General features: G+C 60.1%; 9 protein-coding genes. 8 read left to right on the top strand and 1 reads right to left on the bottom strand.

Features of this window, described 5'->3' with window-relative positions:
* Positions 1–24: 24 nt before the first annotated feature.
* From recC to OQ460_RS03355, 6 genes are all read left to right on the top strand, one after another.
* A complete protein-coding gene (gene recC, locus OQ460_RS03330) occupies positions 25–3,477 on the top strand; it encodes an exodeoxyribonuclease V subunit gamma (protein ID WP_410020485.1) in 3,453 nt (1,150 codons plus the stop codon).
* Positions 3,474–7,154: an exodeoxyribonuclease V subunit beta gene (gene recB / locus OQ460_RS03335; RefSeq protein ID WP_410020486.1), complete on the top strand. Its 3,681-nt coding sequence runs from the start codon at positions 3,474–3,476 to the stop codon at positions 7,152–7,154. Before recC ends, recB begins: the two co-directional genes overlap by 4 nt.
* Positions 7,151–9,196: an exodeoxyribonuclease V subunit alpha gene (gene recD / locus OQ460_RS03340; protein ID WP_410020487.1), complete on the top strand. Its 2,046-nt coding sequence runs from the start codon at positions 7,151–7,153 to the stop codon at positions 9,194–9,196. Before recB ends, recD begins: the two co-directional genes overlap by 4 nt.
* A 153-nt stretch (positions 9,197–9,349) precedes the next feature.
* Positions 9,350–9,922 (top strand): YfiR family protein, encoded by a 573-nt coding sequence (locus OQ460_RS03345; protein WP_410020488.1) that lies wholly within the window; start codon positions 9,350–9,352, stop codon positions 9,920–9,922.
* On the top strand, positions 9,919–11,187 hold the full coding sequence (locus tag OQ460_RS03350) for a diguanylate cyclase domain-containing protein (protein ID WP_410020489.1): 1,269 nt from the start codon (positions 9,919–9,921) through the stop codon (positions 11,185–11,187). The genes OQ460_RS03345 and OQ460_RS03350 overlap by 4 nt, the downstream gene beginning before the upstream one ends.
* Positions 11,188–11,191: 4 nt before the next feature.
* Positions 11,192–11,683, top strand: coding sequence for an OmpA family protein (locus OQ460_RS03355; RefSeq protein ID WP_410020490.1), 492 nt, complete (start codon positions 11,192–11,194; stop codon positions 11,681–11,683).
* Between the two features lie 20 nt (positions 11,684–11,703).
* Here the strand turns inward: OQ460_RS03355 and OQ460_RS03360 are convergent, their stop codons facing one another.
* Positions 11,704–12,651 (bottom strand): LysR family transcriptional regulator, encoded by a 948-nt coding sequence (locus tag OQ460_RS03360; protein ID WP_410020491.1) that lies wholly within the window; start codon positions 12,649–12,651, stop codon positions 11,704–11,706.
* Positions 12,652–12,777: 126 nt separating this feature from the next.
* Between OQ460_RS03360 and OQ460_RS03365 the strand changes: the two genes are divergently transcribed.
* Both OQ460_RS03365 and mmsB read left to right on the top strand, forming a co-directional pair.
* Positions 12,778–14,304, top strand: coding sequence for a CoA-acylating methylmalonate-semialdehyde dehydrogenase (locus OQ460_RS03365; protein WP_410020492.1), 1,527 nt, complete (start codon positions 12,778–12,780; stop codon positions 14,302–14,304).
* A gap of 14 nt (positions 14,305–14,318) precedes the next feature.
* Positions 14,319–15,206 (top strand): 3-hydroxyisobutyrate dehydrogenase, encoded by an 888-nt coding sequence (mmsB, locus tag OQ460_RS03370; RefSeq protein ID WP_410020493.1) that lies wholly within the window; start codon positions 14,319–14,321, stop codon positions 15,204–15,206.
* The last annotated feature ends 201 nt before the right edge of the window (positions 15,207–15,407 follow it).

Consider the following 15,407-nt stretch of genomic DNA (forward strand, 5'->3'; position numbering starts at 1 on the left):
TTTGCTTTTTCCAAGGAAGCCGTTATGCCGGATGCGATGTCCCTTAGTGCCGGATTCATGGTTGTTCATGGCAATCGCCTGGATGAACTGCGCAGCTTGGTCGTGAGCTGGATGCGCCGTTATCCGCTGGCACCCCTGGAAAACGAAATCGCCCTGGTACAAAGCAACGGTATCGCCCAATGGCTGAAGCTGGCCCTCGCCGAAGACCCTGAAGAGGACAACATGGGCGGTTGCGGCATTGCAGCGGCCATTGATGTTCAACTCCCCGGCAGTTTTATGTGGCAACTTTATCGTATGGTTTTGGGCCGGGATGAAATTCCGCTCAAGTCCCTACTGGATAAAGCCCCGCTGACCTGGCGTCTCATGCGCCTGCTGCCTGAACTCATTGATCAGCCACACTTCGAGCCGCTGCAGCGCTTCCTTGATCACGATACGGATATGCGTAAGCGTTACCAACTGGCGGAGCGCCTGGCTGACCTGTTTGACCAGTATCAAGTCTATCGTGCGGATTGGCTGGAGGACTGGGCCGCCGCTCGTCATCAACTGCGCAACGTTCGAGGTGATTCCCGGCCCCTGAGCCCGGCGAACTGCTGGCAGGCAGAGTTGTGGCGTGCATTGTTGTTGGATGTCGGTGAAGAAGGGATGGCGCAAAGCCGTGCCGGCGTTCATCAGCGCTTCATCGAACGCATCAATAGTCTGGACACGGCACCCACAGGCTTGCCCTCGCGAGTCATCGTCTTTGGCATTTCCTCGCTGCCTGCGCAGGCCTTGGAGGCACTGGCCGGCCTGTCTCGTTTCAGCCAGGTATTATTGTGTGTGCACAACCCTTGTCGCCATCATTGGTCCGACATCGTGGCCGATAAGGACTTGCTGAGAAACGAGTACAAACGCCAGGCGCGCAAGGCTGGGATGCCTGTTGCCATCGACCCGCAAACTCTGCACCAACATGCTCATCCGCTGCTTGCAGCATGGGGTAAACAAGGGCGCGACTACATCAACCTGCTGGACAGCTACGATGATCCGAACAGCTACCGCTCAGCTTTTCGCGATGGTCGGATCGACCTGTTCAGCGACAACCAGCCCACCACGATCCTCAACCAACTGCAGGACGATATTCTCGAACTGCGCCCGCTTGATGAGACACGTGGGCACTGGCCAGCGGTGGATCTGGCGCAAGACTCTTCGATCCGTTTTCATATCGCCCACAGCGCCCAGCGGGAGGTCGAAATCCTCCACGACCAATTGCTCCAGCGCTTCAGCGAGAACCCTACACTGCGCCCACGGGATGTCATTGTGATGGTCCCGGATATCGACAGCTATGCACCCCATATCCGCGCAGTATTCGGGCAATTGGACAAAAAGGACCCGCGCTTCATCCCATTTACCCTCACAGACCAGGGCCAGCGCGGTCGAGATCCGCTACTTATCGCCGTCGAGCACCTACTCAAACTTCCGGATAGCCGCTTTCCCGTCAGCGAAATTCTAGACTTGCTGGATGTTCCGGCCTTGCGTGAGCGTTTCGCTATCAAGGAACGCGACCTGCCTACCCTGCACCGCTGGATAGAAGGCGCGGGCATCCGTTGGGGACTCAACGCGCAACAGCGTGCCGGCCTGGGGCTGCCGAGTGAGTTGGAACAGAACAGCTGGCGATTCGGCCTGCGCCGTATGTTGTTGGGCTACGCGGTTGGCAGCGGTTCTGCCTGCGCTGGCATTGAGCCGTATGATGAAATCGGGGGTCTTGATGCCGCCTTGATCGGACCGCTGGTTGCGCTGCTCGATGCGCTGCGCGACGCCCACCAAATACTATCGCAGCCTGCTACACCTCAAGCATGGGGCCAACGGCTGCAAAGCCTGATGCAGGGATTCTTTCTTGCCGACAACGAGCACGACGACTACTTGCTCGGCCAGCTTGAGCAACTGAGGGCAAACTGGCTGGAAACCTGTGATTCTGTCGGTCTGTACGACGAGTTGCCGCTGACTGTCGTGCGCGAGGCCTGGCTAGCAGGCCTGGACGAGGGGCGCCTGTCCCAACGCTTTCTCGCCGGGGCGGTGAATTTCTGCACCCTTATGCCGATGCGTGCCATTCCCTTCAAGCTGGTCTGCTTGCTGGGCATGAACGATGGTGACTACCCGCGTGCCCAGCCGCCGCTGGATTTTGACCTGATGGGCAGTGACTATCGCCCCGGCGATCGCTCTCGCCGTGAAGACGACCGCTACCTGTTGCTTGAAGCCCTGCTTTCGGCCCGCGACCAGCTTTACATCAGTTGGGTCGGTCGCAGTATCCGCGACAACAGTGACCGTCCAGCGTCGGTGTTGATCGGCCAACTGCGCGACCATCTCGCCAGCGGCTGGCGACACACCCAAGGCGAACCGCTCGTGGATGCGATGACCCAGAAACATCCACTGCAACCCTTCAGCGCCCGCTATTTTCATGAAGGCGACCCGTTGTTCAGCTACGCCCGCGAATGGCAGTTGTTGCACGAAACGCACGAGCGGCTCCCTGAAGCCATTACCCTGGCGCCTTATCTTCAGGAGGAGCCGCTGAGCCTCGGCCAACTGCAAGATTTCCTGCGCAACCCGGTCAAACACTTTTTCAGCCAGCGGCTCAAAGTGTTTTTCGAGGCCGCCGAAGTGCCCATGGCCGATGAAGAACCGTTTGTCCTTGATGCGCTACAACGCTACACCTTGAGTGACAGCCTATTGGCTGCGGCGCTGACCGAGCCCGCTAATCCGGAACATGCCCTTAATGCCCAGGCACTGCGTCTGCAAGGCAGCGGTCTGCTACCCATGGTTGGTTTTGGCGAGTGCCTGCGCAACGAACTGATTGAGCCCCTGCCCGAGTTGCTGCAGCGCTATCAGCAACTGCTGGCACTCTGGCCGAACCCTTACACCAGCGCCGAGCCGGTCAGCTTTGAACACCAGGGCGTTCGACTCGACGGCTGGATCAGCAGCGGTTTGCATCAGCGCAGTGATGGCGGCCTCCTCAGCATAACCACGATCCCCAACAGTATCGGTTCAATCAAGACCCGCAAATGGCACCGCCTAATTCGCCCCTGGGTCAATCATCTGGCGGCCTGTGCCTGCGGCCTGCCGTTGAGCACGGGCCTGGTGGCCAGTGACGACACCCTGCTGCTCGCTCCGCTGGAGCAAAGTGGCGCCCAGGAGATTCTCGGTAATCTGCTGCTGGCCTGGAGGGCTGGCATGAGCGAGCCGTTACCGGTGGCGGTCAAAACCGCTTTTGCCTGGCTTGGCCAAACGGACCCCGACAAAGCCCACGCCGCCGCCCGCAAAGCTTACGAGGGCGATGGCTTGACCAGTGATGGCGAACGCCGGGAAAGCCCGGCGCTTACTCGGCAATTCCCCGATTACGCTGCGCTGGTTGCCAGTGAAGATTTCGAAGGCTGGTGCGACACCTTGTATCGACCCTTGATAACCGCCCCATGGCGATCTTTGAACAGCGAGGACGCCCGTTCATGAGCGCCGAAAAACCCTTGGCCCTGGCCTTTCCGCTGCACGGCAGCCAATTGATCGAGGCGAGCGCCGGTACCGGGAAAACCTTCACCATTTCTGCATTGTATTTGCGCTTGGTTCTGGGCCACGGTGGCGATGATTCGGGTTTTGGCCGGGAACTGTTGCCGCCGCAAATCCTGGTGGTGACTTTTACCGATGCAGCGACCAAAGAACTGCGCGAACGCATCCGCACCCGACTGGCGGAAGCCGCGCGCTTTTTCCGCGAAGAGATCCAACAGCCGGATGGTTTGATCGCCGAGCTACGCGATCAATACACACCCGAACAATGGCCTGGCTGCGCCAATCGGCTCGATATCGCCGCGCAATGGATGGATGAAGCGGCCGTTTCGACCATCCACAGTTGGTGCCAGCGCATGCTGCGCGAACACGCATTCGATAGCGGTAGCCTGTTTACCCAGACTCTGGAAACCGACCACAGCGATTTGTTGGGCGAAGTGCTGCGCGACTATTGGCGTCTTTACTGCTACCCGATGCAGGGCGATGCGTTGAACTGGGTTCGCAGCAATTGGGGCGGCCCGGCGGCGCTCTTGCCAAAAGTGCGCGCGCTGTTCGGCAGCGAGCGGCCTGGAGATGAACATCGCGAGCCGGCAGCGTTGATCAACGCCTGCATGCAGGAGCGCCGCGAAGCCCTGGTCGCCCTCAAGGCGCCTTGGCAGCAATGGGCGACAGAGCTGCGCGACATCTGCTTGCAGGCCGTTGCGTCCAAAGCGGTAGATGGTCGCAAGATGCAGGCCCGTTACTTCGAGCCGTGGTTTGAAAAGATAAATGCCTGGGCCGCCGATGAAACCCTCGAACAATTGGACATCGGTACCGGCTTCACGCGTTTGACGCCCGATGGAATGGCCGAAGCCTGGAAAGGCGAGTGCCCGCGTCATCCAGGCCTGGATGCCATGGCGCAATTGAAAGCCAGCCTTGATGCCTTGCCCACGCCCGACGCCGCAGTGTTGCAACACGCTGCCGCTTGGGTTGGCAAACGTTTCGAAGAAGAGAAGCGTCGACGCGCCGAGATGGGCTTTGACGACATGCTGGTCCGCCTCGATGCGGCTCTGCAGGCCGACGGCGGCGAGCGCTTGGCCAGTGTGATTCGTGAACAGTTTCCGGTGGCCCTGATTGACGAATTCCAGGACACAGACCCGGTCCAGTACCGCATCTTCGAAAGCATCTACCGCATCGAAGAAAACCAACCCGAAAGCGGCCTGTTCCTGATCGGTGATCCCAAACAGGCGATCTATGCCTTTCGTGGCGCCGATATCTACACCTACCTGCGCGCCCGTCAGGCCACCGCAGGGCGCCTGCACACATTGGGCACCAATTTTCGCTCCAGCCATTGCATGGTTGCGGCGGTCAATCATGTGTTCGAGCGTGCGGAGACCGGTCGGGGGGCATTTCTGTTTCGCGAGCCCGATGGCGAAAATCCGGTGCCCTTCAAGGCGGTGTCATCTCAAGGCCGCAAGGAGCAACTTCAGGTCGACGGCCACACACTGCCGGCCCTGAATATCTGGCATTTACCCACCGATCAGCCGATCTCCAATGTGCTCTATCGCCAGCAACTGGCCGGTGCGTGTGCCAGCCAGGTTGCTGCGTTGCTCAATGGCGGGCAACGGGGTACAGCAGGATTTATCACGGACGATACGTTCAAACCGGTCCTGCCATCAGACATCGCCATTCTGGTGCGCGACGGCAAGGAGGCTCAGGCCGTGCGCGCCGAACTGGCCACGCGTGGCGTGCGCAGTGTGTACCTCTCCGATAAGGACTCGGTATTTGCGGCCCAGGAAGCACATGACTTGCTGGCCTGGCTCAAGGCTTGCGCCGAACCGGACGTCGAGCGTCCTTTGCGGGCCGCTTTGGCCTGCATCACCCTCAACCTGTCGCTGGTGGAGCTCGAGCAACTGAACCAGGACGAGTTGGCCTGGGAAACCCGCGTCATGCAGTTTCGCGACTACCGTGCCGTCTGGCGGACCCAAGGCGTGTTGCCAATGCTGCGGCGCCTGCTCCACGACTTCAAGTTGCCGCAAACCCTGATTGCTCGCAGTGATGGCGAGCGTGTGCTGACCAACCTGCTGCACCTTTCTGAACTGCTGCAACAAGCGGCTGCTGAACTGGATGGCGAGCAAGCCCTGATCCGCCATCTGGCTGAACACTTGGCGCTCTCGGGCCAGGCGGGTGAAGAGCAAATCCTGCGCCTGGAAAGTGATGAGCAACTGGTCAAGGTGGTGACCATCCACAAATCCAAAGGATTGGAATACGACCTGGTATTCCTGCCGTTCATCTGTTCGGCAAAACCTGTGGATGGTAGTCGCCTGCCGCTGCATTACCACGATGAAAACGGCAAATCCCAAGTCAGCCTGAAGCCGACAGCCGAGTTGATCGCCCAAGCCGACAACGAACGCCTGGCTGAAGACCTGCGCTTGCTTTACGTTGCGCTCACGCGTGCCAAACATGCCTGCTGGCTCGGTGTGGCAGATCTTAAGCGCGGCAGTAACAACAGTTCGGTGCTGCACCTGTCGGCTCTCGGTTATTTGCTCGGTGGCGGCGCTGTATTGAGCGAGTCTGCCGGTCTGGTGCGTTGGCTCCTGGCGCTGGCGGACGGCTGCCCGGCCATTGACTACGGGCAAATGCCCGAAGCCGATGGGACGTCGTACGATCCACCACACAACGAAGCCCTGCTGTCGGCACCGTTGTTGCCCAAGCGCAGGGCCGCAGAAAACTGGTGGATTGCCTCCTACAGCGCACTGCGGATCGGCGAAAGCATGAGCGCTGCCAGCCTTGAGGCTCCGGAAAGCCCGCAAGCCCAGAAACTGTTCGACGATGAACGCCTGGACCCGGACGCCCCTCGGGAAGTACCGGCTGCAGGTGGTGATATCCACCGTTTCCCCCGTGGCCCCGGTCCCGGGACGTTTCTTCATGGTCTGTTGGAGTGGGCAGGCAACGAAGGTTTCCGTGTCTCCCCCCAAACCCTTGAAGACGCTATCGCACGGCGCTGTAACCGGCGCGGTTGGGAAGGCTGGATCAGCACGCTCGGCGGCTGGCTGGAGCATTTGTTGCAAATGCCAATGAGCCTTGGCAATGGGCAGGCACCGCTCATCTTGAACGGCTTGCAGCAGTATCAGATCGAAATGGAGTTCTGGTTCGCCAGCCATAAAGTCGATGTTCTCGCCCTGGACAAACTGGTGTGCCAATACACTCACGCTGGTGTGGCCCGGGTGGCTGCCGAACCCGTGCTGCTCAACGGCATGTTCAAGGGCTTTATCGACCTGACGTTTGAACACGAGGGCCGCTACTACGTGGCGGACTACAAATCCAATTGGCTGGGCGTCGACGATCAAGCCTATACCTGGCAGGCCATGGAGCTGTCGATCCTCGACCATCGTTATGACCTGCAATACGTCCTTTACCTGCTGGCCCTGCATCGCCAGCTCAAAGCCCGATTGCCCGACTACGATTACGACCGGCATGTCGGGGGGGCGCTTTATCTGTTCCTGCGCGGTACTCGGTCCGCAAGTCAGGGCGCGTATTTCACCCGGCCGCCGCGGGAGCTGATCGAACGCCTGGATCTGCTGTTTCAAGGCAAATCGCAACCGCCCAGGGTCGAGCCCGCCTGGGAACAAGGAACTTTGCTATGAGCCTCGAGACCCCCTTGGCGCCTCTCAATCACGCTGCCGATCTGCTTGAACTGCTTGAGTGTTGGGTGGAACGCGGCTGGCTGCGGGCGCTGGATAAAGCCTTTGTTGGTTTTCTCCACGAGCTCGAGCCACACACCGATCCCCTGGTATTGCTGGCGGCAGCCCTTACCAGCCATCAACTTGGCCATGGTCACGTTTGCCTAGACCTGTTCGAAACGTTGAAGGCGCCGGACTTCGCCTTGTCCTTGCCGCCCGAAGGAGATTTGCCGGGCAGTGCCATGCTGCTGCCTTCGCAATTGCTCGGTGGCCTGGACGGTGCCCATTGGTGTCGCACCCTGGCCGCCAGCCAACTGGTCGCGCTGGCTGTAGACGGCAGTGCGGCGGCGCAAAGCCGGCCCTTGGTGTTGTCGGGCAAGCGCTTGTATCTGCGCCGTTATTGGACTTATGAGCGGCGCATCGACAATGCCTTGCGCCAGCGGCTTGCCACCCGGGAACCAGTGGCGGTGGATCTGCCTCAGCGCTTGGACGGTTTGTTTGACCAGGCACCGCCGGACGGGGTGATCGACTGGCAGAAACTCGCCTGTGCCTTGGCCACTCGCGGTGCGTTTAGCATCGTCACGGGCGGCCCTGGCACGGGCAAGACCACGACAGTAGTGCGATTGTTGGCCTTGTTGCAGGCGCCGGCCGTGGAGAGCGGCGCGGCCTTGCGCATTCGTCTGGCAGCGCCCACTGGCAAGGCCGCGGCACGCTTGACTGAGTCCATCAGCCAACAAGTACGCTCGCTTAAAGTGTCCGACAGCGTAAGGGAAAAAATCCCTACCGAAGTCACCACTGTTCACCGCCTGCTGGGCAGCCGCCCCGGTACCCGACATTTTCGTCATCACGCTGGCAACCTGTTGCCATTGGATGTGCTGGTGGTCGACGAAGCTTCAATGATCGACCTGGAAATGATGGCCAACCTGTTGGACGCGTTGCCACCCCATGCTCGATTGGTGTTGCTAGGCGATAAGGATCAACTGGCCTCTGTTGAAGCCGGCGCGGTGCTCGGTGATTTATGCCGGGATGCCGAGGCTGGCTGGTACAGCCGGCAAACCCGCGAATGGCTGGAGAGTGTCAGCGGTGAATCGTTGGCGGCCAGCGGTTTGCACGAAGACCTCGACGGTAGCCACCCGCTGGCGCAGCAAGTGGTGATGTTGCGTTACTCCCGACGTTTCGGCGAAGGCAGCGGCATCGGCCAACTGGCACGCTGGGTCAATCAGCAAAACCCTGAGCAAGCCCGACAACTGCTCGCCGGCCGCACGCATGGCGACCTGTTCTACCTCAGCCTCAAGGGCGAGCATGACCGTGCCCTGGAACGTCTGGTGCTGGATGGGCAGGGCGAAGGCGCCCATGGTTATCGCTACTATCTGAATCTGTTGCACACCACGCGTCCGCCTGCAGATACACCACGCGATGATTCACGCTGGGCCGACTGGGCCCGCCAACTTCTGCAGGCGTTCGATGCCTTCCAATTGCTGTGCGCCGTGCGCAAGGGCCCGTGGGGTGTCGAAGGCCTGAACCAGCGCATCACCGCCGCGTTGCTCAAGACCCGGCTGATTGACAGCGATCAGCAATGGTACGAAGGGCGTCCGGTATTGATGACCCGCAATGACTATGGGTTGGGGCTGATGAATGGCGATATCGGCATCGCCCTGAAACTGCCTGAAAGCAACGGCGGGCCGCAGGTGTTGCGCGTGGCTTTCCCGCGCAACGACGGCCAGGGTGGCGTGCGTTTTGTCCTGCCCAGCCGACTCAACGATGTGGAAACGGTCTATGCCATGACCGTACACAAGTCCCAGGGATCGGAGTTCACCCATACGGCGCTGATCTTGCCGGACGCCTTGAACCCGGTGCTGACCAAGGAACTCATCTACACCGGAATCACTCGCGCCAGGGACATGTTCAGCCTGATTGAACCGCGCGGTGGGGTGTTCGAAGAGGCTGTTCGGCGTAAGGTGAAACGCTTGAGTGGGCTGATGCTGGAGCTTGGGCTTGAGGATTAAACAGCGCCGTGAAGTGCCATAAACGAATCCTGACCGATGTGTCGAAATTATCCTTGATAAATGGCAGATTTACCCAGGCCTCGTCTCACGGGAGTTTCTGCCAATATGCTATCGTTGCGGCATCATCCCGAGAAGATCAAAGAGAATCGCTGCATGAACGTGGCTGTCTCGCCCGCAGAGCGTAGTTGGAGCTGGAGACGAATGCTGCTGTTGGCCGTTCTGTGCAGTGTCACGCCTCTGGTTTTTGCCCAGTCGACTGCCGCAAGCATGGCTGAGCAGCGCGCCAAGTCCGTGACCCAAGTGGTGCTGGGGGTTCTCAGCTACGCTCGTTGGCCGGTAGAGCCTGCGCAACTGCGCCTGTGCATTGTCGGACCCACCCAATACACCGATGACTTGGTCAAGGGCACGACCCAGGCTACCGGCCGACCCGTGGTAGTGAAGCGCCTGTTGGTTGATAACCCAGGCATCGCCAGTACCTGCGACGCGGTGTACGTAGGCGAACTGACCCAGGACGAACGCAGTCGCTTCTTCACATCGCTGATCGGCCGACCCGTACTGAGCATCAGCGAAGGCAAAGACAAATGTACGGTAGGCAGCCTGTTCTGCCTGCGCGTCAGTGACGAGCAAGTGTCGTTCGAGGTCAACCTCGATTCTGTCGCCCGCAGTGGCGTACGCATTCATCCTAGTGTCTTGCAGTTGTCCCGTCGCCGGGCGCCCGGGCAATGAGGCCAGATAACGCAACAGTTCGCCCCTCCCTGCGTTCGGTCCTTGGCCGAGGGCACCTGAGTGTGGCGCTGGTGGCGGTGGCCATGGCCAGTGTCTCCTTGACGCTGCTCGGCGTGCTGGCGCTGCGAGTGTATGCCGACCACAACCTGCACCTGATCGCACGCTCTATCAATTACACCGTGGAAGCAGCGGTGGTGTTCAACGACCGCGTGGCAGCCACTGAGGCCCTGGCCTTGATCGCCTCCACTGAAGAGGTCGCGCAAGCCCGTGTGCTGAATGCCAATGGTGTGCTATTGGCCCATTGGATGCGTCCGGAGACAGGGGTGTTGTCCCAGGTGGAATTGGAGCTGGCCCATGCGCTGCTGGAGGAGCCGATCAACCAGCCGATCCTGCACCAGGGCAAAAAGATCGGCACCATTGAGTTGAGTGGCCACGGTGGCAGCCTGTTGCGGTTCCTGCTCAGTGGATTGGCAGGGATCCTCATATGCACGGCCTTGAGCGGATGGGTCGCGATTTATCTGGCGCGGCGCATGTTGCGCGATATCACCGGCCCCTTGCACAGCCTTGCCTCCGTGGCTCACGCAGCCCGTAGCGAACGAGCCTTCGACCGTCGTGTGCCACCGGCGCAGATTGCCGAACTCGACAGCCTGGGCAATGACTTCAATGCCTTGCTCGATGAGCTGGAAGCCTGGCAAACCCACTTGCAGAGTGAAAACGAAACCCTCGCGCATCAGGCATCTCACGACAGCCTGACCGGGTTACCCAACCGTGCCTATTTCCAGGGGCGGTTGATTCGTGCCTTGCGCAGCGCCGCCAAATTCAATGAGCGGGTAGCCGTGCTGTTTCTCGACAGCGACCGTTTCAAAGACATCAACGATAAATTCGGCCACTCTGCCGGCGATGCCGTGCTGGTGGCCGTCGCTTCACGGGTTCGTGCGCAACTACGGGAAAACGATCTGGTTGCGCGCCTTGGTGGTGACGAGTTTGCCATCCTGCTGTCACCCTTGAACAAGCTTGAAGATGCCCAGCGAATCGCCGAAAAAATCATCGCCAGCATGGACCAGCCAATCCAGCTGCCGGGCAATGCCCAGGTATTGACCTCACTCAGTATCGGCATCGCCATGTACCCCGATCATGGCGCCACTCCCGGCGCCCTGCTCAACGCCGCCGACGCGGCGATGTACCAGGCCAAGCGCCTTTCCCAGGGCGGCCAGCAAACGGCGGAGTCGGAGCACTCTGCTGCCAATGTTCAACACAGGAGTTGATCCCTTGTTTTCCAATGCACGTGTTTTATTTATCACCTTGTTTGTGGCGCTCCTGGCGCTCAGCGGTTGCCAGACCGCCCCACCCAAGGGGCTGACACCGGCGCAAGTCGCTGTACTCAAACAGCAGGGTTTCGAGTTGACCGACGAAGGCTGGGCCTTCGGTTTGTCGGGCAAAGTGCTGTTTGGCAGCGATGTCGAGACACTGAATAAACCCAGTAGCGAAATTGTCGAGCGTATTGGCAAGGCATTGACGGGCGTGGGCATTGAACGTGTGCGCGTCGACGGCCACACGGATGCTTCGGGGAGGGAAGCCTACAATCAACAACTGTCCCTGCGTCGGGCCAAAAGCGTAGCCAAGGTACTGACGGGTGTCGGCATGAAGGAAGAAAACGTGCAGTTACGCGGCTTGGGCAGCAGCGAGCCTGTAGCTCCCAATACAACGGCAACGGGGCGTACCGAGAACCGGCGGGTGTCGATCGTGGTCATTGCCGACTGACCCGACTGGGCCCCGCAGCGCTAACCGGCAAACACCATCGTGCGCGTTTGCCCCATCAGCAACGCCTGGTTCTGCTCCGTCACCTCCCTGATGTAATCCCACAACAGGGTGATCCGCTTGAGCTTGCGCAGATCCTCCCGGCAGTACATCCAGAACTGCCGGGTGATCGTGATTTCTTCCGCCAGTATTGGCAGCAACCGTGGATCCTGCGCCGCCAGGAAACACGGCAGGATCGCCAGCGATCGCCCCTGCTGCGCCGCCACGTATTGTGCAATCACGCTGGTGCTGCGCAAGCTGGCGCTGGCGCCGGGTACCACATTGGCCAGGTAAAGCAGCTCCGAACTGAATGCCAGATCGTCTACATAACTGACAAATGAATGGTCGGCCAAATCTGCCGGACGCTGGATCGGCGGGTGTTGCTCCAGATAATCCTGGGTTGCATACAACTGCAGCGTGTAATCGCACAGTTTGCAGCATACATAGGGCCCGTGCTCCGGGCGCTCCAGTGCGATGACGATATCAGCCTCGCGCTTGGACAGGCTGATGAAGTGGGGCAGGGGCAGGATATCTACCGAGATCGCCGGGTAGGTGTCGACGAAGTGACTCAGTTGCGGGGTGACGAAGAAGCTGCCGAAGCCTTCGGTGCAGCCCATGCGCACATGCCCGGACAACGCCACGCCAGAGCCGGAGACTTGTTCGCAGGCCATGTGCAGGGTGCTTTCGATGGATTCGGCATAACCCAGCAGGCGCTGGCCTTCGGTAGTCAGCACAAAGCCGTTGGTCCGGGATTTTTCGAATAGCAGTGTACCCAGCGACACCTCCAGCGAACTGATGCGTCGCGACACGGTGGTGTAGTCCACCGCCAGGCGCTTGGCGGCAATGCTGGCCTTGCGGGTGCGAGCCACTTCGAGGAAAAACTTCAGGTCATCCCAGTTAAGCGACCCCAAAGACGTGATGTTTTTTTGCATGTTGGACCGGCTTTTATGTGCGTTCTTATTGGAAGTTTGCACATCTATACTCCAAAAACTGTCCGAACGCCTCTTTTCATGGCGTTCCACGGCTCTCTGCATAACTACAACATCTGGAGACCACTAATGAACGCATCGCTTACGTCCGCCGATACCGCCGTACAACAGGCCAAACTGTTGATCAATGGTGAGTGGGTCGAGTCCAGGACCACCGAGTGGCAAGACATCGTCAACCCGGCGACCCAACAAGTGCTGGCACGTGTCCCGTTTGCCACCGCTGATGAAGTCAATGCGGCCATCGAGGCCGCCCAGCGCGCTTTCCAGAGCTGGAAGCTGACGCCGATCGGCGCCCGCATGCGCATCATGCTCAAGCTACAAGCCTTGATCCGCGAGCACTCCAAGCGTATCGCCGTGGTGCTCAGCGCCGAGCAGGGCAAAACCATTGCCGATGCCGAAGGCGATATCTTCCGCGGCCTGGAAGTGGTCGAACATGCCTGCTCCATCGGCACCCTGCAAATGGGCGAATTTGCCGAGAACGTTGCCGGTGGTGTCGACACCTACACCCTGCGCCAACCCATCGGCGTATGTGCCGGCATCACGCCTTTCAACTTCCCGGCGATGATTCCGCTGTGGATGTTCCCGATGGCCATCGCCTGCGGTAACACGTTCGTGCTCAAACCGTCGGAACAGGATCCGCTGTCGACCCTGATGCTGGTGGAGCTGGCGCTCGAAGCCGGCGTGCCGCCTGGCGTATTGAACGTCGTCCACGGTGGCAAGGATGTGGTGGACGCCCTCTGTACCCATAAAGATATCAAGGCCGTGTCGTTCGTTGGCTCGACGGCCGTCGGCACGCATGTCTATGACTTGGCCGGCAAACACGGCAAGCGCGTGCAATCGATGATGGGTGCCAAGAACCACGCCGTGGTGCTGCCGGACGCCAATCGCGAGCAAACCCTCAATGCGCTGGTCGGTGCCGGTTTTGGTGCGGCCGGTCAACGCTGTATGGCCACCTCGGTGGTGGTCCTGGTGGGTGCAGCCAAACAATGGCTGCCGGATCTCAAGGCGCTGGCGCAAAAACTCAAAGTGAATGCCGGTAGCGAAGCCGGTACCGATGTCGGCCCGGTGATTTCCAAGCGAGCCAAGGCGCGCATCCTCGACTTGATCGAAAGCGGCGTGAAAGAAGGTGCCAAACTGGAGCTCGACGGCCGCGACATCAAGGTACCGGGCTTCGAGCAAGGCAACTTCGTCGGCCCGACGCTGTTCTCTGGCGTGACCACAGACATGCAGATCTACACCCAGGAAATCTTCGGCCCAGTGCTGGTGGTGTTGGAAGTTGACACGCTGGACGAAGCTATTGCCTTGGTCAACGCCAATCCGTTCGGCAACGGCACCGGCTTGTTTACCCAAAGCGGGGCAGCGGCGCGCAAGTTCCAAAGCGAAATCGATGTAGGCCAGGTCGGCATCAACATCCCGATCCCGGTGCCGGTACCGATCTTCAGCTTCACCGGTTCCCGTGGCTCGAAACTCGGTGACCTGGGCCCGTATGGCAAGCAAGTGGTGCAGTTCTACACCCAGACCAAAACCGTCACCAGTCGCTGGTTTGACGATGACAGTGTCAACGACGGTGTCAACACCACCATCAACTTGCGCTGATCGAGGAGACAATCATGAAGATTGCATTTATCGGCCTGGGCAACATGGGCGCGCCGATGGCGCGCAACCTGATCAAGGCCGGCCACGCACTGAATCTGTTCGATCTGAACCAGGCTGTGCTCGAAGAGCTGGCCGCCCTGGGCGGGAGCATCAGTGCCTCGCCACGCGAGGCGGCGCAAGGCGCCGAGCTGGTCCTGAGTATGCTTCCGGCTGCGGCCCATGTACGCAGTGTTTGGCTGGGTGAAGACGGCGTACTTGCTGGCATCGACCAAGGCGTACCGGCGGTGGATTGCAGCACCATTGACCCACAAACCGCCCGCGACGTGGCTGCGGCAGCCGCCAGGCAAGGCGTGGCGATGGCGGATGCACCTGTTTCCGGTGGCACCGGCGGTGCGCAGGCCGGTACGCTGACCTTCATGGTCGGCGCTACCCCGCAACTGTTCGAGACCCTGCAGCCGGTGCTGGCGCAAATGGGCCGCAACATTGTTCATTGCGGCGAAGTCGGCACCGGGCAAATCGCCAAGATCTGCAACAACCTGCTGCTGGGTATCACCATGGTCGGCGTCAGCGAAGCCATGGCCCTCGGCAATGCGCTCGGGATCGATACTCAAGTGCTGGCTGGCATCATCAACAGCTCTACCGGACGTTGCTGGAGTTCCGATACCTATAACCCTTGGCCGGGCGTGATCGAAACCGCGCCGTCTTCCAGGGGGTATACCGGCGGTTTCGGCGCGGACCTGATGCTCAAGGATCTTGGCCTGGCCACAGAAGCTGCACGGCAGGTACATCAACCCGTGGTGCTTGGCGCGGTGGCGCAGCAGTTGTATCAGTCGATGAGCCAACGTGGAGAAGGAGGCAAGGACTTCTCGGCGATCATCAACAGCTATCGCAAACCCCAATAGGGGATTTTTCCGAGAGCCCGTGTCGGGCGGGCTCTCGGGTTTTTCAGTGCTTGTACGCTGCCCCCGATATCCTCGATTTCCGTCGTCTTTGCACGATAGGCCCCCATCCTGATCAGTACTCGCCGCAGCGCTCTTGTGAGCCGTGCCGGCTTGTCGCCGAGCATCCTGAAGAACTAAAACCCACGCTACTTGTCGCTGGTT

This window comes from Pseudomonas imrae (genome assembly GCF_046352735.2).
Classification (GTDB): domain Bacteria; phylum Pseudomonadota; class Gammaproteobacteria; order Pseudomonadales; family Pseudomonadaceae; genus Aquipseudomonas; species Aquipseudomonas imrae.